The 21,079-nt window shown below is 48.9% G+C and carries 17 protein-coding genes; 5 read left to right on the forward strand and 12 right to left on the reverse strand.

Going from position 1 to position 21,079, the window contains the following annotated elements; genetic code table 11:
* Position 1 precedes the first annotated feature (1 nt).
* From recA to HMPREF9194_RS06605, 6 genes are read right to left on the reverse strand one after another with little or no spacing between them, the layout of a single operon-like run.
* A complete protein-coding gene (recA, locus tag HMPREF9194_RS06580) occupies positions 2–1,285 on the reverse strand; it encodes a recombinase RecA (RefSeq protein ID WP_016525596.1) in 1,284 nt (427 codons plus the stop codon).
* A gap of 55 nt (positions 1,286–1,340) precedes the next feature.
* Positions 1,341–2,435: a tetratricopeptide repeat protein gene (locus HMPREF9194_RS06585; RefSeq protein WP_016525597.1), complete on the reverse strand. Its 1,095-nt coding sequence runs from the start codon at positions 2,433–2,435 to the stop codon at positions 1,341–1,343.
* A 2-nt stretch (positions 2,436–2,437) separates the two neighbouring features.
* Positions 2,438–3,493, reverse strand: a complete 1,056-nt coding sequence (locus tag HMPREF9194_RS06590; RefSeq protein WP_016525598.1) for a hypothetical protein — start codon at positions 3,491–3,493, stop codon at positions 2,438–2,440.
* Between the two features lies 1 nt (position 3,494).
* Positions 3,495–4,481 carry a tetratricopeptide repeat protein gene (locus HMPREF9194_RS06595; protein ID WP_016525599.1) on the reverse strand — a complete coding sequence of 329 codons (987 nt, stop codon included), beginning with the start codon at positions 4,479–4,481 and terminating at the stop codon, positions 3,495–3,497.
* Positions 4,465–5,118, reverse strand: a complete 654-nt coding sequence (gene rpe / locus HMPREF9194_RS06600) for a ribulose-phosphate 3-epimerase (protein WP_016525600.1) — start codon at positions 5,116–5,118, stop codon at positions 4,465–4,467. Before rpe ends, HMPREF9194_RS06595 begins: the two co-directional genes overlap by 17 nt.
* Before the next feature lie 56 nt (positions 5,119–5,174).
* Positions 5,175–7,268: a methyl-accepting chemotaxis protein gene (locus HMPREF9194_RS06605; protein WP_016525601.1), complete on the reverse strand. Its 2,094-nt coding sequence runs from the start codon at positions 7,266–7,268 to the stop codon at positions 5,175–5,177.
* Positions 7,269–7,407: 139 nt separating this feature from the next.
* Here HMPREF9194_RS06605 and HMPREF9194_RS06610 point away from each other — a divergent pair, with 139 nt between their 5' ends.
* From HMPREF9194_RS06610 to HMPREF9194_RS06625, 4 genes are all read left to right on the forward strand, one after another.
* Positions 7,408–8,340, forward strand: a complete 933-nt coding sequence (locus HMPREF9194_RS06610) for a tetratricopeptide repeat protein (protein ID WP_016525602.1) — start codon at positions 7,408–7,410, stop codon at positions 8,338–8,340.
* A 178-nt stretch (positions 8,341–8,518) separates the two neighbouring features.
* Positions 8,519–11,212: a transcription elongation factor GreA gene (gene greA / locus HMPREF9194_RS06615; protein ID WP_016525603.1), complete on the forward strand. Its 2,694-nt coding sequence runs from the start codon at positions 8,519–8,521 to the stop codon at positions 11,210–11,212.
* 53 nt (positions 11,213–11,265) lie between these two features.
* On the forward strand, positions 11,266–11,517 hold the full coding sequence (locus tag HMPREF9194_RS06620; protein WP_016525604.1) for a BrnT family toxin: 252 nt from the start codon (positions 11,266–11,268) through the stop codon (positions 11,515–11,517).
* Complete coding sequence (locus HMPREF9194_RS06625; RefSeq protein WP_016525605.1) at positions 11,514–11,723, forward strand: CopG family antitoxin; 210 nt, start codon at positions 11,514–11,516, stop codon at positions 11,721–11,723. The genes HMPREF9194_RS06620 and HMPREF9194_RS06625 overlap by 4 nt, the downstream gene beginning before the upstream one ends.
* An 89-nt stretch (positions 11,724–11,812) precedes the next feature.
* On the opposite strand, the gene HMPREF9194_RS06630 is transcribed toward HMPREF9194_RS06625, so the two are convergent.
* The gene (locus HMPREF9194_RS06630) at positions 11,813–14,548 is read right to left on the reverse strand and encodes an FAD-dependent oxidoreductase (protein WP_016525606.1); all 2,736 of its coding nucleotides are present in this window, start codon (positions 14,546–14,548) and stop codon (positions 11,813–11,815) included.
* A 46-nt stretch (positions 14,549–14,594) separates the two neighbouring features.
* Positions 14,595–15,266: a hydrogenase nickel incorporation protein HypB gene (gene hypB, locus HMPREF9194_RS06635; RefSeq protein WP_016525607.1), complete on the reverse strand. Its 672-nt coding sequence runs from the start codon at positions 15,264–15,266 to the stop codon at positions 14,595–14,597.
* Between the two features lie 176 nt (positions 15,267–15,442).
* On the opposite strand from hypB, the gene HMPREF9194_RS06640 reads away from it, so the two are divergent.
* Positions 15,443–15,649 carry a DUF5692 family protein gene (locus HMPREF9194_RS06640; protein ID WP_016525608.1) on the forward strand — a complete coding sequence of 69 codons (207 nt, stop codon included), beginning with the start codon at positions 15,443–15,445 and terminating at the stop codon, positions 15,647–15,649.
* A gap of 81 nt (positions 15,650–15,730) precedes the next feature.
* Here the strand turns inward: HMPREF9194_RS06640 and HMPREF9194_RS11900 are convergent, their stop codons facing one another.
* The 4 genes from HMPREF9194_RS11900 to HMPREF9194_RS06660 all read right to left on the reverse strand — a co-directional run bounded on the left by HMPREF9194_RS11900 (position 15,731) and on the right by HMPREF9194_RS06660 (position 21,071).
* Positions 15,731–16,780, reverse strand: coding sequence for a formylglycine-generating enzyme family protein (locus tag HMPREF9194_RS11900; RefSeq protein ID WP_016525609.1), 1,050 nt, complete (start codon positions 16,778–16,780; stop codon positions 15,731–15,733).
* A gap of 120 nt (positions 16,781–16,900) precedes the next feature.
* Positions 16,901–19,441 carry an ATP-dependent Clp protease ATP-binding subunit gene (locus tag HMPREF9194_RS06650; RefSeq protein ID WP_016525610.1) on the reverse strand — a complete coding sequence of 847 codons (2,541 nt, stop codon included), beginning with the start codon at positions 19,439–19,441 and terminating at the stop codon, positions 16,901–16,903.
* Between the two features lie 15 nt (positions 19,442–19,456).
* Positions 19,457–20,563, reverse strand: coding sequence for a hypothetical protein (locus HMPREF9194_RS06655; protein WP_016525611.1), 1,107 nt, complete (start codon positions 20,561–20,563; stop codon positions 19,457–19,459).
* Positions 20,556–21,071 carry a DNA helicase UvrBC gene (locus tag HMPREF9194_RS06660; RefSeq protein ID WP_156828005.1) on the reverse strand — a complete coding sequence of 172 codons (516 nt, stop codon included), beginning with the start codon at positions 21,069–21,071 and terminating at the stop codon, positions 20,556–20,558. The genes HMPREF9194_RS06655 and HMPREF9194_RS06660 overlap by 8 nt, the downstream gene beginning before the upstream one ends.
* Between the last annotated feature and the right edge of the window lie 8 nt (positions 21,072–21,079).

Raw genomic sequence — 21,079 nt, forward strand, 5'->3', positions numbered from 1 at the left:
CTCAGAATAAATCGCCCGGAATCGTTTTATCGGCGGCTTTTTGCGCCGAAGGTGCGGCTTGTGCGGAAGCGGCACCCGCAGCGGGCACAGCCTGCCCGACCGAAGCAGATTCCTGCGCCGAAGGCGCCGGTTGAGCAGATGCGGCCGCCGCTTGAGCGGTCGACCGCGCGGTCTGTGCGTCCGCTTGAGCGGTCGCGGCAGCCTTGGCAGCTTTCGCCGCGTCGGGCGAGGGTTCTTTTTTGGTTAAGCGCTGGCCCGGAAAAAGTTTTTCGCGGATTTTCTTTTCCAAATCGGCGGCAAAATCCGTGTTTTGGGTTAAAAAAGCAACGGCATTTTCGCGCCCCTGTCCGAGTTTTTCTTCGCCGCTTGTGTACCACGCACCTTTTTTATCGATAAATCCGTGCCGAACCGCCGAATCGAGCAGGCTCGAAACGGACGAAATACCCTTGCCGAATATGATATCCAATTCGACTTTTCTGAAAGGCGGCGCGACCTTGTTTTTTACGACTTTTACACGCACACGGTTTCCTACGGCATCGTCTTCGCCCTTGGCGTCGATCGATTCTATGCGGCGCACTTCGAGGCGCACGGACGAATAGAATTTAAGCGCATTGCCTCCGGTCGTCGTTTCGGGGTTGCCGAACATAACGCCGATTTTCATACGGATTTGGTTTATGAATATAAGCAGGGTTTTCGACTTTCCGATAATTGCGGTAAGTTTACGCAGCGCTTGGCTCATAAGGCGCGCCTGAAGTCCCATGTGGGAATCTCCCATATCGCCTTCGATTTCCGCTTGAGGAGTAAGGGCGGCAACGGAGTCCACAACGATAACGTCAACCGCGCCGGAGCGCACCAAACTTTCGGCTATTTCCAAAGCCTGCTCGCCGGTATCCGGCTGAGAAACCCACAATTCGTCGATATTAACTCCCAAACCTTTTGCGTACACCGGATCGAGGGCGTGTTCGGCGTCGATAAAAGCCGCAATGCCGCCCATCTTTTGCGCTTCGGCGATCGCGTGAAGCGTCAGCGTCGTTTTTCCCGAAGATTCGGGACCGTACACTTCAATGACGCGCCCTTTGGGATAGCCGCCTATGCCCAGCGCTTCGTCCAGCAAAATCGATCCGCTCGGAATAACGTCGATTCCGGCGGCATTTGCAGCCGTCCCCAGCTTCATCAAAGAGCCTTGCCCGAATTGTTTTTCGATTTGAAGCCGGGCCGCTTCGAGCGCCTGCAGTTTTCCCTGCGTATCCGTCGCCGCGGGTATTTCATTCATTACTTTCGCCATTATATAGCCTCCCACTCTATTATAGGTTTCAATTTACAAAAAATGAGTCTTTTTTTTATTTTTTTTCGGGCAGCGGCTGATACACCGATTTACCTCGTAAAACAAGTCTGCCGTTTTCGGTTCCGACCTTTGCAAGCACGGTAACCGGCAATGCGGTATCGACGGACACCGGCTGTTTAAGAACAAGCGGAACGATTCCTTCCATGCGCTCCATAGTATCATAACCGACTAAAAAATCACAGCGGTATTCGCTTTCCGTTTCGGCGGTGTTGGTTATGCGCCCCGGCCATACAACCCAGCAATCCATGTACAGCCAGGGTTCGGCTTGAATCTGCGCATACGAGTATGCATCGCTGACAGTGTCGAATCCGGGTTCCGCCAAATAGTCCATGAGCAGGCGGGCTTTTTGCCTGACCGATGCCGATGCGTTCGAATTCAATATGCGGTTTATTTCCACTTGGGCGGCGTTGTCGCGGTATTTTTGAAAATACGTTTGCGCGTCGGCATAGGCTTTTTCAAGCTCTTTTTTCGTAAGCACGCAGCGGAACACGGAAGAAGCGGTATCCTGCACCAGCGGATTTTGCTTTTCGTCCAAGGTTAATACAAAAGACGAAAGGTCGGCGCGCTCTTTTTTGGGCAATAAAGAAGGCTTTACGGCGAAAACGATTACGGCCGCAAGTGCGCATGCGGCTAAAACGGAGGCCGATACGCCGACTACAAACGCAGGGCGCAGGCCCAAAGGCGGATAAAAGCGCTTGATTTTTCCGCTGCGCACAAAATTAATTAAAGCTTCGGGTCCCGTATTTTTTTTTATAAATTCGAGCGCGCGTTTTGCAATGCGGTTTTCGCTGTCGTACTCCTGCGTTTCGAGGTAATATTCCACGGCTTTGTTCACTTCGCCGCGGCGCAAAAACAAAACGGCCTGCGCGTTGATAAGGCGCGGGTCGGTCATTTTAAGGTTGCGCGCCCGCTTATAATACAGCTCGGCGCCGCCGATGTCGCCGACATACAGGCAGGCGGTTCCCAGTAAATAATGAAAATAAAAAGACTCGCGGTAATCGATAACAAGCGGCTCCAAAAGGCTTATCGTTTCGGGAAAGCGCCGGGCTGCAAGCAAACGTTCGGCTTTTTTTAAAACATCGGCGCTCATCGTTACCGCCCCGATTTTAACAGCACCGCGTCTATTTCGGCATTCAGTTTTAAAATCTCTTCGCGGTTCATCGAATCGGGATCCGCTTCCAATTCGCGCACGCGCTCGATTAACGAGCGGATATATTCGTCGTCGCTTTCGGCAACATCGTTTTTGTACGGAACAAGCGTGTCGTATATCGACGTTGAAGCGTCGAGTGCAAAACGGTCAGAATACGAAGCACCGCCGGTTTTATTCCGCAGTTCCTTTAAGTTTGCGGGAAGCGTGCGCGAAGATCCGGTCGTAATAAAAAAGCAAATGTCCGTTTTGGTTTGCGGCTCAAGGTAGACGGGTTCCCATGCGACCGACAGCGCCGAATTATTATACGATTGAATCGAATCGAATTTGCGGTCGGGAACAAAGCGCGGCGCCCACACGGGAATACCCAAAACGTCTTTGTTCGCAACGGCAAGCGTTTGAATCTTCGTTATGCCGCTTCCCCACAAGAGCAAGCGCATGGACACATCGCCGTTCGAAGACTGAATCCACCTTTCGCGGCTCATATCGGTAAAAAAACATTCGACGGCGAGCGAATTGCGCAGCGCAGTCGAAAAATGTCTGCCGGAGTTTTCTCCGAGCCAGGTATCCAAAAACAGGCGCACGCCTTCGATCTGCTTTTTGTCACTCTCATTCGAAAGGGAAATATCGACGCGGATGCTGTCGTTTTCTTTTCCGTCGGAAGCCATAAAAGTGAATAAAACGGTGCATTCGAATTTATCTTTAAGGGTGAATGTAAGCCGTGCTCCGTCTTCCGTTGCCGAAGACGCTATGCGCATGCCGCCGCTTCGCGAAAGCTTTTGTACGTTTTTTCCGTACAGCACATACAACCCCGAATTGACGCTGTAGCGCTTTGAATCGAGCAGAGACACATAGGAGCCCTGCTCGTTTTGCCGATACAAAAAAACCGTGCCGTCGTAATCTTCTATAACAAGGCGCAATTTACCGCTTTTTATATCGACATCGGCGGACAGGGCGGATAAAACGGATACGAGCGCGGCGATAATCAGATAACGTTTCATATTATAATTCTCCCTGAGCTCCGAGCAGCTTTTCAAGCGCTTTCGCCTTTTTTTTCAATTCGATAAGCATTGTATCCTCGGCAGGCTGCCGGGAAGATGACGCGTTTTCCGCCGCTTTTCGGGCATTTTCGGCCGCTTGAGCACTTTGCGACGCCCTTGCGACATCGCTCGTCAGCTGCGCATTTTCGGAAATCAATTCGTTTACGCGCGCATTAAGCGCTTCGTTTTGCTGCCGGCTTTCTTCATACGAAGCCTGCAAAGCGGCAAGTTTTTCTTCAAGTTTTTGCATATTGCGCTTTAAACTCAGCGCCTCTTCGCCCTGCAGCAATTTAACCTGACGTTCATAATCCTCGCGCGCGGAGGCGGCTTCTTCGCCGGTAACGCGCAGCAAATACAAAAGTTTTTCTTCGCGTTCGCGCTGTTTTAAAAGATCGATGCGGTACACGCTTTCGGCATATTTGGGACTTTCCGGATACTCGTCGATAACACGCTTGTATAGCGGAAGTGCGCGCGCGTATTCGTACTGCCGGTATAAAGATTCACCCGCCCAAAACAAAGCCGACGGCAGCAAGGGGTGATCCGGATAGTTTGAAACAAAAGCGGAAAAACCTTCGGCCGATTCTTCGTACAGCCCCAGTCCGAAGCGCGCAAGCTGAATTTGATATTTTATATTCGGAATGTACGGACTTGAAGGAAAGCGGCGCGAAAAAACATCGGCATCGCGCAAAACCGCGTAATAATCGCCCACGTGCATTTCGGTTAAAATCATCAAAAGCCATACTTCTTCGGAAGAAGACTCTTTTACGCCTGCGGCTTTCCGCAAAAAGAACAAAGCGTTCGACCAATCTTTATTTTTATACGCTTCGAGCCCGTACACCAAGTCTTCGCCGTACGCATATCGGGAAGCGTCTTGCGTTTGCGCAAAAGATGCTGCGCACAAAAAAAGCGCACAGCACACGGCAAAAAAAGTTTTACCCGATGCTTTCATTTTTTACGCTCTCCCACTGCAAGGTACCGTCGAAAAACGACGAGCCCGAAACGATAACGTCTACTCCCGTTTCGGCTACGGTGCGCACATTGCGTCCGTTTACGCCGCCGTCAACCGAAACCGCATAAGCATAACCGTGCTTTTCGCGCAAGCGCACAAGCTCTTTGATTTTTTCCAAACAAAGCGGTATCAGTTTTTGCCCGCCGAAACCGGGATTAACGGTCATGACGAGCACAATGTCGACATAGGGCAACACGGCTTCCAGCGCGCTCACGGGAGTGGAAGGCACCAGGCTGATGCCGGCCTTTTTTCCCATCGCATGAATCCGCTCGATCAAGCGGTGACAGTGGATAACGTTTTCCCAATGGAAGGTCAAAGAATCGGCCCCCGCTTCGGCAAAGCTTTCGACATGCTGTTCCGGATTATTTATCATAAGATGAACGTCAAAAGGCAGCGGGCTCAATGGCCGCAGCGCACGCACGACAACTTGTCCGAACGAAATATTCGGCACAAAGGAACCGTCCATCACGTCGATGTGAATCCAGTCGGCTCCGTCCTTTTCCATTTTTTTAAAGGACGAAGCAAGGTCGGTAAAATCGGCCGACAAAATCGACGGCGCGAGTAAAGGCTTTTTCATACATATCATAGTAACAAACAAGTTGAATTGTGTAAATGGGTACATCCGCCGCCAAATTACACTTTGAACTTCTTTACCTCATCGGTTAAGCTGTCTATACTCGCCTTATTTTTTTGCGTAATTTCATTTACTTCCTGTATGGCGTTATTTATTTGAACGGCACCGGTAGCCATTTCGTTCATACTGTCGGTAATGATCCGGGTAAGATCGTCCAGCTTACGCATCTCCTCGGCAACTCCTTCGCCGCCTTTGAGCATTTCCTCGGACCCCGCCTTTACCTCAACCGTTACCGCATTGATACTTTTAATGGCTGAGAGTACTTCTTTGCTGCCGTTTTCCTGTTCCCTCATCGCTTCGGTCAGACGGTCGCTCATATTTTTTACCTGCTCGGCCAAACTGAAAATAACGTTGAATTTTTCCTCCGCCGTTTTCGAAGAAGCCGACAGCGCTTCTATTTCGCCGGACAGCGTTTTAAGCGTATTCGTTATCGTTTTACCCTGTTCAGCCGAATCTTCGGCAAGTTTGCGTATTTCATCGGCAACAACGGCAAAGCCCTTACCCGCTTCGCCCGCATGGGCGGCTTCGATTGCGGCGTTCATCGCAAGCAAATTGGTTTGACTCGCAATGTGCTGAATGACGTTCGAGGCTTCCAAAAGACCGCCCGATTCTTCGGCTATTTTTTGAGTTACGCTGTTGGCAGTGACGACGGTTTCTTTGCCGTCACCGGTCGCATCCGCAAGCGTTTTGATCACTTCGTCGGTTTTTTCAAGCGTTTGTCCGATCGAGCCGATGTTTGCAACCATCTGCTCAATAGCGGCGGACGACTCGGTAACGCTTGATGCCTGCGTTTCGATACTCTCGTTAAGCTGATTGATTGTGCGCACAATCTGTTCAACCGTTGCCGCCGTTTCGGTAACGCTTGCCGCTTGCGTGAGCGCCTGTTGTTTTACGCCGTCGATGTTGGAGCTTATTTCGTGTACGGCACTTGCCGTTTGCGTCATATTCGAGGCAAGCTCGTTGCCGATAACCGCCATTGATCCGGAACTGTTTCCGACGGCCTTTATCGATGTGCCTATCTTTTCAATCGTTTCGTTGAAATATTCGGCCATATCGGTAATTTCATCGTTGCCGTGTACGGGCAGACGTACCGTAAGATCTCCGTCACCGTGCGCAATATCCTGCAACGCATCGACGGCGGTTTGAATCGGTTTTACTATCGTGCGCGCGACAAAGTAGATGACGGCAAACGCGATAACCAAAATGATCCCGGTAAGACCTATCAGCGAAAGACGCAGGGTGTTTACCGTCCCCAAAAATTCGTTTACGGGAGCGCGGATAATAATCGACCAATCGGTTGTCTGCATTGTCGCAAAAGAAGCGATGTACGATTCATCTTCGTATGTGTAGTAACCGATTTCGCTTTCGTCGGTGTCCAAAACATGTTCCAAAAAAGCGGCCGGCGAAGCAAGCGCTTCGTTTGTTTTCGCCTGCTCGATAATGTTTGCCTGGCCTTTAACCAGCTCGGCATTTTTATCGGCGATAATAATACCGCTGTTGCCCATAATATAGCAATTGCCCGTTTTACCGACAACAAGGTCCTTAATCTGCTCGGAAAGCCACAGTCCGTCAATATCGGCGCTCAAAACACCGATAATCCGGCGATTGCCGTCGTAGATCGGAACGGCAATAACTTGAATAAGTTTTTGCGTTGTTTTTGAAACAAGCGGTTCGGAAAGAAACGTTTTCCCGCTCCGTGCCGATTGAAACCACTCCCGATCGCCGACCTGAGCATTCCCGTCAACGCTATGAAGCGTACCGTTAAGTTCACTGAAATCCAATTCCTGAATGGACGTATTAAACGCGGCCTGTTCCTTGAGCAGTTTGATTTTTTCCGCGTTTGAAACGGAGGGATCCGTAAACATGGGCATACGCGCTATATCTTCAAGAAATTGCCAAAACGAACCGATACGCCCGTCTATTATTCTCGAAACATCGGTCGCCTTGTCGATAAGGTGCGTCTCCACTTTTTCGATAACCGCTTTGCGCGACGAAAGTATGGCAAGAACGGATAAGGTAAAACCCGCCGCCAAAATCAATAATCCGAAGACAAGGATAAGTTTGTAGCGAATGGAAAAACGTTTTTGTTTCATTGCAACTCTCCCATATTATAGAGTTATATACAGTATATCACCAAAGATATCCTATGGAAAGAAAAATTTAAAAAAATGCGGCAAAAAAAAACGCTGCATTGACTAAAAATGCCGAATCTGCGATAATAGAAAAAGTATTATGGGTATTCCGTCTGAGACAGGACTAACCGCGGCTTTTAACGCGCTCACGGAGGGAGATCCCCGCAAAGCAAAAGCGGTACTGGAACACGCGCTTTCGAACGATCTTGAAAATCGGGAACTGCTGTTCGCGCTTAAATGCGTGAATTTTTGGTGCGATATAATCGAAAGCGCGCAGCGAATGACCGATGCGTACCGGCGTGCGGAACTTTTGCTGGATCAGTGGAAACGCTTTACCGCGTACATACGGGAAAGCGGTGAAACGTACGAACAATCCCTGTATGCGGTACGGAAGGCCGTATGTACGTCGGCATTGGAAAGTTATTGTTCCATGCTGAATGAAAAAAACAAAACGTTAAAAGCCGAAATACTGTCGAAAGCCGGTTTATGCAATAAGCTGTTGGGCGACTATGAAGCAGGCATACGTTTTTTTCAGGACGCAAATACGCTGAGCCCGAACTGCGCGGATATTCTCGCCGAAATGGCGGATTGCTACGCGTTGTGCGGCCAGGAAAAAACCGCAAAGGTGCTGTTCCGAGAAGCGTTTTTTATCGATCCGCAAAAGGTCGACAATTCGTTTTTGGAATCCGAGCTGTTTTGCCGCCTTGCCGAGCGTACCGCTCAAGCGGGGTACGGCGGACAGGCGCTGCAGGAATGGATACCGGTGTACGGCGTGCTGTACGGCGTATTCAACATAAAGCGGGAATTGCGGGCGCTCGAAGCGGGAAAACTAAAGCAAGCGGTTTTTGCACTTGAAAACGAATTAAAAGAAAGCGACAAGGAGCCGGAACTGCTTGTCCCGCGCCTTATAAATCGTTATTTTTGGCTTATAGACCATTATATGACAACAAACGGAGAGCGCGCGCGGATAAATGAAATACTGCTGAAAATCAAACTGCTCGACAGTTCGATATACGATATGTATACGGTATAAAACGGCAGACTCAAATAGTTGTGGGAGATGATAAAAAGCACCGGCAAAACAGTGCCGCCGCTTTTTATCTCGAGTTTGCTTTGCAAACTCGCATATTGTATGTGCGCTCAAACGCGCACGGCTAAAAACTTTTGTAGAAAGTTGCAACTTCCTGCAAAAGTTTTTATTGGAGAAGGTTATGTCGGAAACATTGATAAAGTCGGTTCAGAGCATGCTGACTGAAGAAAAATGGACGCGGGCAACTATCGGAAGTTATACAAAAAATCATTTTATCGAACTTGCCGCCGTTGTGGAAAAAGCCCGTGCCGAAAACTGCATGGACGAAGTTCAAAATGCATGCAACGAACACCTCGCGCACACAAAAAACAGCATTATCGCTTTGTACATTTCCGGTATGCTCGCCTTAAAGAAAAAGACGCTCGATAATTCCGCCCTCATATCGCTCGTAACGATTTTTCAGGACAATCATAAAAATCCCATCGTCATCTATTTGTGCGAAAGCATTTTGGACGAAGACGAAAGCAATAAATTCGCCCTGCGCACGCTCGCAAACGCGTACCGCGAAGAAAACAGCGATAAAATCTGGGACGTATACGAAAGCTTGGTAAAACTCGACTACGAAGAAGCCGACATCGCAAAACTTTTAGCCGAAAAATACGAAAAAGACGGCAAAAAAGAAGACGCGGTGGACTATTACAAAAAAGCGCTTTTGCGCTACGTCAACCGCAAAACCGTCAATCAAATAAAAGAAATATGGACAAAGCTCGTATCGCTTATTCCCGAAGAAATAGACTTTTTCTATTTGGTACAGCGCAAAATCGCCAAAACCATCAGCGACGTGCGCAGCGCCGCCTTAATGCAGGAACTGTTCGTCTACTACAAAAACAAGCAGGATTGGGATACGGCAATCGATATTTTAAAACTTATTTTATCGATAGACGAAAAAGATTCGGCGGCGCGCAAAGACTTGGTAGACTGCTTCCGCGGCAAATACGCCGACCACAGCCAGCTTGAAGATTACATCCGCATTTCGAACTTAACGCAAAGCTGGCGGAACGTTTTCGAAGCGATAAGCGACTTTGAAAAGCACATCGCCTTCGATGCAAAGAACTTCGTGTTTCACCGCTCGTGGGGCGTCGGCCTTATCCGCAAAGTAAAAGATGACGAGATTTCAATCAACTTCGGAAAAAAATTCGGTATACGCAGCATGTCGCTTAAAATGGCCGTCAATGCGCTGCAGCCTTTGCAAAAAGACCACATTTGGGTTTTAAAGGCGACCAAATCGAAAGAAGAATTGGCCAAAATGATTAAGGCCGACAAAGCCTGGGCTTTAAAAGTCATCATCAAAAGCTTCGGCAACAACTGCGACTTTAAGCGCATAAAAGCCGAACTGGTGCCGACGATTCTTACGCCGGGTGAATGGACAAGCTGGAATACCGGAGCGCGCAAAGTGCTCGAAAACGATCCGACCTTCGGCGTCAACCCGAACGATATTTCAATGTACACCGTGCGCGACAGGGCAATCTCGCAGGAAGAAAAACTTTCAAACGAGTTTAAAGCCCAAAAGCAGTTTTTTATGCGCATCGATATTTTAATGCGCTTTGCCGAAGACGCCGATCCGGAATCCGAATTGTTCGCCGACATCTTCTCGTACTTTACCGGCTATCTGCGCGCATTTTCGTCAGTAAACGAACAAACCATCGCGGCCTTTTTGGTTATAAAAAGAATCGTTACGCGTTTTCCGCACATGAATCCCACTATTTCGTACACCTTCGAACAGCTGTATAAAGAATTGGAAAACCCGAACGCAACCTATCTTGCGCTCAAGGATACGAAAAACACGTATTTGCGCAAGGACTTTCTCAGCTGCATCCGTACCCTGCTCGCCGATTGGCCGCAGCAGTACGTGCGCCTGTTTCCGACCGTATTACAGGAAGACATGCTGACCGCCCTTTTGAATAACGGCCGTGTCGATTTGGTCAAGCAGCTTGCCGTCAATTCGTTTGAAAACTACCGCGATTACCGCGAGGCGGTTATCTTCTTTTTCCGCGACTGCCAAAACGAAGACTGGTTTAAAGAAACCGGTATCGGCTTTGAAAAACAGCTTATCACGCTCATACATATTTTGGATTTGACGTTCCGCGAAATCGTAAACCACCGCGACACGACTGAAAACCGCAAAATCAATCGGCACATACAGCAGCTGTTGTTTAAGGAAAATACCCTGCTCAATTATATGCTCGAAAACGACGAAGATACGATTACGCGCTTGTACACGCTCGTAAACGACGTGCGCGATTTGGATCCGGCAATCAAAATGAATATGCGCAACCGCATTTTGGAAAAACATCCGGGCTTTAAGTTTTACGGAATGGAAGAAAAAACCGTCGTTACGCGCGGCCTCATCGTTACGGCAAAAATGCTCGAGCAAAAAAAGCAGCAGCTCGAACACATCATTTCGGTGGAAATTCCGGACAACGCAAAAGAAATCGGCGAAGCGCTCGCTCAGGGCGACTTGAGGGAAAACGCCGAATACAAGGCGGCAAAGGAACGCCAGCAGCAGCTGAATACGACGGCGTCGCGCCTGCAGGACGAAATCGACCGCGTACAGATATTCGATCCGTCAACCGTTACGACCGCCCGCGTATCTTTCGGTACCACCGTTTTGCTGTTCAATAAAGAAAGCGGCAAAGAAGAAGAATACACGATTTTGGGCCCGTGGGAATCCGATCCGGACAACAAAGTCATTTCGTACATGTCGCCGTTCGGCAATGCGCTGATGAACGCAAAGGAAGGCGACGAGCTTAATTTTGAAATCAACGAACAAAATTACGCATACGTTGTCAAGCGCATTACCGCGGTACAGTTTTAACGGGAAAGTTGACAAGCATGCATAACAGAAATATAATTATAATATAATTATGAATGCCATATAAAGTAAAACACGGTATAAGTTTTGAAGAAGCTCAAACCGTGTTTTATGATAATAATGCTTTATTGATAGCTGATCCGGAACATTCGAATAAAAACGACAATCGCTTCGTTATGCTGGGGCTCAGTTTTAATCTTCGACTTTTAGTTGTATGCCATTGTTATCGTGAGGGAGATATTATCAGAATTATTTCAGCAAGAAAAGCGACGAAGACTGAAGGGAAACAATACGGAGGGCAATTATGAAAGAAGAGTATGATTTTTCACATGCAATCAAAAATCCCTATGTCGATAAATTGAAAAAGCAAATAACGATACGGTTGGATGATGATATCATCGTTTATTTTAAAAAAATAGCGGAAGAAACGGGCATGCCGTATCAAAATCTGATAAACCTCTACTTGAAAGACTGTGTTCAAAAGAAAAAACAGCTAAAAATCAACTTTGCGTAAAATCGTCGAGCTGTCAAAAAACAACCGATTTTTAGACAGCCCCCTTCACTGCTCGGCAAACAAAGCGTTCACCGGGCAGGGTATATTTTTTAAGCTTCCGGCTTTTGAGTTTTCTTTTGGTTTTTGCCCTTATCGCCGGATAAAGCCGACTCGAGCATATGCAGCGGCTTTTTTACGGTAATTTTCAGCTTGCGCGTTAACGCGTGCTTGATAACCGAAGGCCGCAGGTTTTTCAATTCGACGGCCGCCTTGTCGTATTTTCGCACCAAAGAAATCGCGTCGAATTTACAGCGCGTTACGCACTGACCGCAACCGACGCAAATGTATTCGTCGGTAAGGGTTGCGCCGCAGCCGAGACAGCGCTCGGTTTCTTTTTTGATTTGTTCTTCGGTGAATACGCCGCGCGTATCCTTGAACTTGTTTGACGAAGCCGCCTCGGCGTTTTTTACGCCCGCGCGTTGGCGCGGCAAACGGTCGTAGCCTTCAAGTTTTAAGTTTTCTTTATCGAGCGGTCGGTAATCGCGTTTAATGCGGCCGAGCACCAAACTTTGTCCGGGCTGCACAAAACGGTGAATCGAAATTGCGCCTTCTTTTCCGACTGCAATCGCATCTATCGCAAACTTCGGGCCGGTTAAAATATCGCCGCCTGCAAAGATATCGCTTTGAGCGGTTTGAAAGGTTTGCGGGTCGGCCTTTGCGGTATTATTGCGGTTCAATTCAACCTTGCTGCCTTTGAGTAAATCGCCCCACTCTATCGCCTGCCCGACCGACAAAAGCACAAAATCGGCTTTAACGGTTTTCGTTTCGCTTTCGTCGAATACGGGATTGAAACGCTTGTCTTTATCGAATACCGAAACGCATTTTTTAAATTCGACCGCGCTGACGCGTCCGTTTTCGACGATGATACGTTTGGGTCCCCACGAATTATTTATGCCGATTTTTTCTTCGAGCGCTTCTTCGATTTCTTCTTCAAGTGCGGGCATTTCTTTGCGGCTTTCGAGGCAGAACATGTCGGTTTGTTCGGCGCCGAAGCGGACCGCCGTGCGCGCAACGTCGATGGCGACGTTGCCCCCGCCGATAACGATAACCTTTCCGCTAAGCTTTGTGTCGGAACCGAGATTGACCGAGCGCAAAAAGTCGACGCCGGTTATAACGCCTTGAGCGTCTTCGCCTTCGATATTGAGTTTGCGTCCGGCTTGTGCGCCGATGCCGAGGAAAAATGCTTTATAGCCTTGAGAACGCAGTTCGTCCAAACTCACGTCTTTGCCGACTTCGGTGCCCGTTTTAAACTCGACGCCCAAATCGCGCAAAATGTCGATTTCGGCTTCGACGACTTTTTTTTCGAGGCGAAAGGCGGGAATGCCGAGCGTAAGCATACCGCCGAGTTTTTGCTGCTTTTCAAAAACGGTTACCGAATAGCCTTCGACGGCAAGATAGTACGCACATGAAAGACCCGCAGGGCCTGCGCCGATAACGGCGATTTTTTTATCTTTGTAGTCGTGTTTGATTCTCGGCACAAAACGGTGCGCATCGTTTAAGTCCTGCTCGGCGATAAACTTTTTAATGTCGTCTATCGCGATCGGTTCGTCTATGTCGCCTCGGGTACATGCCGATTCGCAATAGCGCGGACACACGCGGCCGCACACGGCGGGAAAGGGATTTTCGAATTTAATCAATTCCAGCGCTTCTTTATATTTGCCCTGCGATGCAAGTTTTATATAGCCTTGAATGCCGATGTGAGCAGGGCATTCGGCCTTGCACGGGCTCGAACCGCTGTCCGCGGCAACCTTGGCGTTTGTACGGTAATCGGCGTTCCAGTCGGCCGGGCCCCATTCGCGGTCGCGCGGCGTCGGCGTTTTTTTCGTTTTAATCGGATGAACGGCGCACAGTTTTTGTCCGACCTTAAGCGCGTTTACGGGACAATGTTCGACGCATTCGCCGCAGGCAACGCACTTGTCTTTATCCACGTGCGACACATAGTTCGAGCGCACCATATCATTATTGTAAAACATAGTCGCCGTGCGCAGCGAAAAGCACGAACAGCCGCAGCAGTTACAGATAGCGTGGGTTTTGCCCGGCCCGTCGGTATTCGGGATTTGGTGCATCAAGCCGTTGTCCTCGGCGCGGCGGATAATGTCGAAGGCTTCTTCGCGCGTGATTTGGCGGCCGCGTCCCGTGCGTATGTAATATTCCGCGGCGTGCCCCATTTGAATGCACATATCTTCTTTTAAGTGGCCGCAGCCTTCGCCCATAATTTCGCGCGCGGTGCGGCACGAGCAATTCGATACCGAAAACAAATCGTTTTCGGTAAGGTAGGTGGAAATTTCTTCGTAAGAAGCACGCCGCGTTTCACCGGAAACGGTCCGTTCAATCGGAATAACGCGCATTAAACCCATGCCGACCGGAAACAAACCGGCGGTTTTCGGCCCGCGCACGCGGCCATAAGCTTCGAATGCTTCGGCTATTTGCGGGTATTTTTTGGCGTTTTCTTTGTGGTTCACCATCATTTCCATAACGCCGGGAATCCACAAATCGAGCCAATACTTATCCGTACCGTCGATCGTGTTTACAAAGCACGCGCCGGTGTCGGCGAGTTCGGCCAGCAATTTTGACACCTGTTCGACCGGCTTACCCGCAAGCGCGGCAACCTCGTCGGCGCTTTTCGGCTTGCGTAATTCAAGGAACATTCCCAAATCGGCCATTTCGTCCGATACGACCGGTTCAAGGATTCTGTATTCGGGATCCGTTTCCGTAATGGCGCCCTTCGTTCCCCGTTTCGTCCTATTGATGTGGTTGGCAAAGTCCAACACCCGCTCTTTTACCATAATTGTGTTTCTCCTGTACTGCCGTGTTTTCTTTATGTGTTTTGCTTTATGCGTTTTTCCATGCGCGGATTTCCGTCCGTAAATAATCCGCCCATCGCTCAATACCCTCGCCCGTTTTTGCCGAAATCGGAATGATTTTTGCATTCGGGTTCAATTTTTTGATATGCTCTTTAAAGACATCCAAATTGAAATTAAAGAATTCCGCTGCATCGATTTTATTGACGAGGATAACATCGACGACTTTAAACATAAGCGGATACTTCAGCGGCTTGTCATCGCCTTCGGGCACGCTTAAAATCATTGCGTTTTTTGATGCACCCGTATCGAATTCGGCGGTACAGATAAGGTTGCCTATATTTTCCAACACAACCAAATCCAGTCCCGAAGCGCCCAGCTCGTCCAAGCCCTGACGCGTCATATCGGCGGTTAAATGGCACATGCCGCCCGAATGCACTTGAATAACCTTTGCCCCCGTCGACGCGATGGTATGAGCGTCCACGTCGGAATCCAAATCCGCTTCGATAATGCCGATTTTTATTTCATTTTTAAGCGTTTCTATTGTACGCATCAATGTCGTAGTCTTTCCCGAACCGGGCGACGACATTAAATTCAGCAAAAAGATTTTATCTTTTTTTAAATCGGCACGCAGCGCATCCGCGCGTTTTTCGTTGCTTTCGTACACGCTTTTTTTAATTTCGATAACTTTGAATTGTTGCATGAGAGTCTCCGTAGATATTCGTCCGTTCACGGAAATTTTTACTTGACCTATTGTACGCTCATTTTTTTGTTTTGTCAAATACCTGTAAAAAAATATCGTTAAAAAAATCACTTAAAAAACTTGACGGGTTTTAACATGGGTACCGCAAAAAAACAAAGAGCGACGGCAGCAAAGACATGCTGTGGCCCGATATGCTGTGGTTTTGGATTATCGCATACGACGTATGGAATTTCGCCTACACGTACAACTGCCTTCCCGGCCACTCGTGGTACTGCGGCTTGGCGCTGCTTATAAACGCCGCCGTTTTTGTATACATGATTTACAAAACGCAATCCGTACAAAGCCGAGTTGTATACCGATTTGCAGGCGTACAAAACGGTTAAAGCCCTTGCCGAATAAGGGGAGATACGGACAAATTCACTTTTCAAAAGTGAATTTGTCCGACCTGCAAGATATTATGCCGATTATAAGGTGCCGAACTGAATATCAGCCGATATGTGATCTTTGTTCACTCCCCCTTCGTTACCGTTCCTAACTAAGCGTATCCCCGTCACATATAGATGTTTTGCAGGATAGTGATCCCGCACCATACAAATATGAGGTTTCCCCCACCAATTTGCACCTCTAACTACTTTATAATCTCGTTTATTTTTTGTTCCGAAAGGCGGCATCCGTATCTGATCTATCGTATCCACCGAAGGGTTCTCTTTAGGAAGCCATTCAAACATCACTTTATCGTACCAATCCCAACACCATTCATCAGCATTACCTGCCATATCATATATTCCCAACTCATTCGGTTTCATCTGCCCCACAGGATACGATGCCTTTCCGAACGCGGCAACTTCGGTAATATCATTGCTTCCGGCATACAGGTATCCTTTTGATTCTTGCCCGCCTCTTGCAGCATATTCCCATTCGGCATCGGTTGCCAATCTATACCCGTTCGCACTTTTATTCCACGTTACTTCTATTACGTCGTTTTTATGCTCGGGTAAACGGTCTAAACTGTAACACACTTCCAATCCGTCTTTCATACTTGCCCAATTACAAAACACTATCGCATAATACCAACTCATCTGTTGTATCGGACAATCTTCCGTCGGTATGGTATCCTTAAACTTACCTATCGTATGCGCTTCTTCCCAATCCCAATCATAGACAAGCGGTACTTCCTGCAAAAACAGTCTCCATTGAGCTACCGTTATTAAATACTTGGCCATATAAAACGAAGATAATTCAACCTCATGCGGTAAATTATCTTCTTCAGATTCCGCTCCCATTATAAAACTCCCGCCTGCAACATATACCATTTCCGGTTCAAAAGAACCTTCCAGTGCCCGCAGTACGAGTTTTTCTTTTACAGGTTCTTCAAGAACAACTGTTGACTCCGCTTTATCGCTCTCTTCGACTACGCCGGTATTTACATTTTCCGCATCGGTAATCCGCTTTCTGCTGCAAGAATACAACAGCGCCAAACACACTGTTACAAGAATTAAAATTCGATACTTCATCTTTTTTCTCCGAACTTAGGTTTGATAGAAAAGCTTCCCGTAAGTTCCCATTTGCCATTTTTGTCGGCTCCCACGCGGCGTATAATGTTTTGTTTGTTTTATCTGCCACCGCGGCCGCTCCTATCTTCGCACGGGTTCCGGTTCGGAAAGGGTTTCCGCGGGGAGGACTGACGCAATCTGCGGTATGCCTTTTTTTATGCGGATGAACAGCGCGTCGGCGCCTTTGATTTTTTTCGCATCGATAAGCGCCGTATCGCCGCGTGCGCATTCGCCCGAGATTATTTTGAGTGCAAGCGGATCTTCTATCTCGCGCTGAATTAAACGGCGCATCGGGCGCGCACCGAAAGCAGGCTCATAGCCGTGAGCGGTTAAAAATGAACGCGCTTTTGCCGACAGGCTTATATGTACATGTCGTTCGTCCAAGCGGGCGCTCAATTCGTTTATTTGAAGTTCCAAAACCGCCGCAACTTCCTTTTCGCTTAAGGGCGTAAAAACCACCGTATCGTCTATGCGGTTCAAAAGTTCCGGGCTTAAAATCCGCTTAAGTTCGTTGAGGGCGTCCGCTTTTATATTCGCGTAATCCATAATCGCTTCGTCCGAAACGGAAAAGCCGAGACGGTTTTCGTTTGAAATACGGCGCACGCCCGCGTTACTGGTCATAATGATAAGCGTATTTCTGAAATTGACGACGTGTCCCAAATTATCGCGCAGCTCGCCTTCTTCAAGCACTTGCAAAAGCAAATTGAATATATCCGGATGCGCCTTTTCGATTTCGTCGAGCAGCACAATCGAATACGGATTTTTACGCACGTGTTCGGTTAAAACGCCGCCTTCTTCGTAGCCCACATATCCCGGAGGAGCCCCGGTAAGCCGGCTTGAATTGTGTTTTTCCATATAGTCGCTCATATCGACACGGATTAGGGCGTCTTCCGAGCCGAATAAAAAACGCGCAAGGCTTTTTGCCAAAAGGGTTTTACCGACGCCGGTCGGGCCCAAAAAGATGAATGAACCCAGGGGGCGTTTTGCCGACGATACGCCCGAACGCGAGCGGCGCACGGCCGAACAGACCGTCCCGATCGCTTCGTCCTGCCCGATAACGTATTTGTGCAGTTCGGCTTCCATATTCATCAAGCGCGCGGTTTCCGAAGAATCAAGCTGTTCGACCGGAATTCCGGTCATGCCGGCAACGACCGAACAGACGTCTTCGACGCGTACCGTATTTTGTTCGGAATCCGATTTGCGCTGTTTGCCGAGCAAGTCGAGTTCGATGCGGAGTTCGTGCACTTGATCGCGGACTTTCGCGGCTCCTTCGTAATCCTGTTCCTGCACCATAAGCTGTTTTTCCCGCGTAAGCGTTTGGATGCGTTTTTCGATTTCGGCAAGTTCGGACGGACGCGAATCGTCCTGTATTTTTTTCATTGCGCCGCTTTCGTCCAAAAGATCTATCGCTTTGTCGGGCAAAAAGCGGTCGGTAATATAGCGTTTCGAAAAACGCACTATCGATTCGATAACGTCGTCGGCATAGGTTACGCCGTGAAACTGTTCGTAGCGGCCTTTTATGCCGGTTAAAATCGCCCGCGTTTCTTCGTCGGAAGGCTCGGAAACGTGAACGATTTGAAAGCGCCGCTCAAGCGCGGCATCCCGTTCAAAATATTTGCGGTATTCTTTAAGCGTCGTCGCCCCGATGCACTGCAATTCTCCGCGCGACAGGGCGGGTTTTATCATGTTCGCCGCGTCCATTGCGCCTTCGGCTCCGCCGGCGCCGATTACCGTATGCAGTTCGTCTATAAACAAAATAATGTTTTTGGCTTCGTAGATTTCCTTCATTATGCGTTTTAAGCGCTCTTCAAATTCGCCGCGGTACTTTGTGCCGGCGACGACCAAAGCCAAATCGAGCGTTAAAAGGCGCTTGCCGACCAAACCGGAAGGAACGCGCTCTTCGGCAATGCAGGATGCCAAACCTTCGACGATTGCCGTTTTGCCGACTCCCGGTTCCCCGACGAGAACGGGATTGTTTTTGCCGCGGCGCGACAATATTTGAATTACCCGGCGGATTTCCGCGGAACGGCCGACAACCGGATCCAAAGCGCCGTTTTTCGCAAGTTCGGTTAAGTCGCGCCCGAATTCTTTGAGCAGCGAGGGCTGCTGCGATTTTCCCTGTGCAAAATGGGCCGGACGCACGTTCGCTCCGGCAAAAACTTTTTCGTACGCCGACGAAGGAATTTGCACTGCGGCGGCTTCAACCGCACGGCGCACCGTATCCGGCGTGATGCCTGCTTTTTGAAAAAACTGGGCGCAAATGCTTTGTTCTTCGCGGATCGCACCGAGCAAAAGATGTTCGGTACCCACATAATCGCGGCGCAGCGAGCGCGATTCTATAGCCGCCATATCGACTACCGTGCGCAGGCGGCGCGAAGCCGGAATTTCGGAAAATACCGAAAACGAAGCATGCATCGGTATGCCCTGTTCGAGGGCAAGCTGAAAAGCCAAAATATTTATTTTTAAAAACTGTAAAACGGCATAACCCAAACCCGAAGCGCTTTTTGTAAGCGCAAGCAGCATGTGTTCGGGCAAAAGTTCTGCGGCTCCCGTTTTTTTACCTTCATCCTGCGCAAAAACCGTCAGCACTTTTTGCGCCCTGGGCGAAAGACCTTTTATCATTGCACACTCCTTTAGCTACGCATAAATCTGTACGTTTTCGAGCGCTTCCTGCATAATGAGCGAACGCAATCGTGCATGCTGCATTTCGGGCGTATTGACGTCGTTTTCGAATTTAAATCGCTCGTTGCGGTTTACGAATTCGATATGGGCTTCGCGCGTGCGGTAAGACAGGGCGAATAAATCGCTCTCTTCGATACAGGTTAAAATGCCGGTATCTTTTCCCCATTTTATACGGAACAGAGCGTCGATACATTCGCGTTCGGTTAAAAAGCGGCTGTATTTTACGCAGGAAAGCGCCTTATACACAAAATCGCGCAATGCCGTCGGTTTAGTATCGGCAGTTTTCTTCCGAAACATTCGCTCGGATTCGGAAACGGCGCGCACGGCTTCGTTTAAAGAGGCGATTTGGTCTTTTTCGCCGCCCGTAAAGCAGCGCCCGGTACTTATTTTGTAGCAGCTTCCGAGCGCGGGAGAAAAGCCGTCGTCTGAAGATGACGTATAGCCGAAGCAGGGCGAAACGGAAAAGCCCTTGTCTTCGAGGTCGGCGCACAAAGCGGTAAGGCCCTTTGTTTCGCGGTTAAAAAAAGTCAGCGAGGGCAAATGCACAAAACAGGACAATTTCATACCCGTTCCCACATTGTCCACGGAAGCGTTCAAATAGCCGAATTCCACCGACGCGGCAAACTGAACTATGTTTTGCAGCGCATCGTCCACGTTTTTTATAATCGAATACACTTCATCGGTGTCTAAACCCGCACCGAAACAGATAAGGCGCACATGGTCTTCGTCGTTTACCGAACACACCAGTTTTCCGTCGGTACGCACGACAATGCCCGCAACGGGATTGCTCAGTTGAAAGGGCGATAAAACGCCCCGTTCGGACAAAATGCGGCAGCCGAGAGCATCCAGTTTTTTTACGCTCAGCGCCTGATAGCGCTCCGGATGCTCGATGCGCGAAAAGGCGTCGAATACGAGCGTTTGCACGCGCTCGCCGTCGTCGCGGCTGAAGCACGATGGAAACGGAAAGTTCACGAAATTCCGCGCAAGACGGATCCGTGTGGAAAGCACAACGTCGTTTTCGGCACCCGCTTCGTTATACCATGCCTCGCCCGGCTCATTCATAAAAGGGTTCCCCGGAATGATCGTCCGCACCGGTTACGGCAGGCGATTCGAGCGTCTTTAAAAAATCGCGGTACATGGCGGCTTTTTCGTATTCTTCGTTCGCAAGGGAGGCTTTCAGTTTTGTTTGTATGGCCATGCGGTCGGTAAGCAGCGAACGGAAATACGCGAGCTTTTTCGGCATGGATCCGGTGTACGGCAAATCGATACCCTTTTTGCCGAGCATGTCCTGCACTTCGGTTTTAAAAGCCGAATAGCATTCGGGACAGCCGACCTGCCGCGTTTTGCGTATATCGTCGAGGCTCCGTCCGCAAACGGAACACACTTTTTTTTCGGCGGTAAAGCCGTTTATAAGATTTTCAATATTCATAGCGATTTTTTCCGATGAAGCGTCAATCCCCTGCTCTCTCGCACATTCTTCGCACAAGTGAATTTCTTTTTTTCCCTGCATGCTCAATTGCTGAACAAAGATTACGGCTTCGCGTTTGCGGCATACATCACAAATCATCATTCACCTCG

Source organism: Treponema maltophilum ATCC 51939 (assembly GCF_000413055.1).
GTDB lineage: Bacteria > Spirochaetota > Spirochaetia > Treponematales > Treponemataceae > Treponema_C > Treponema_C maltophilum.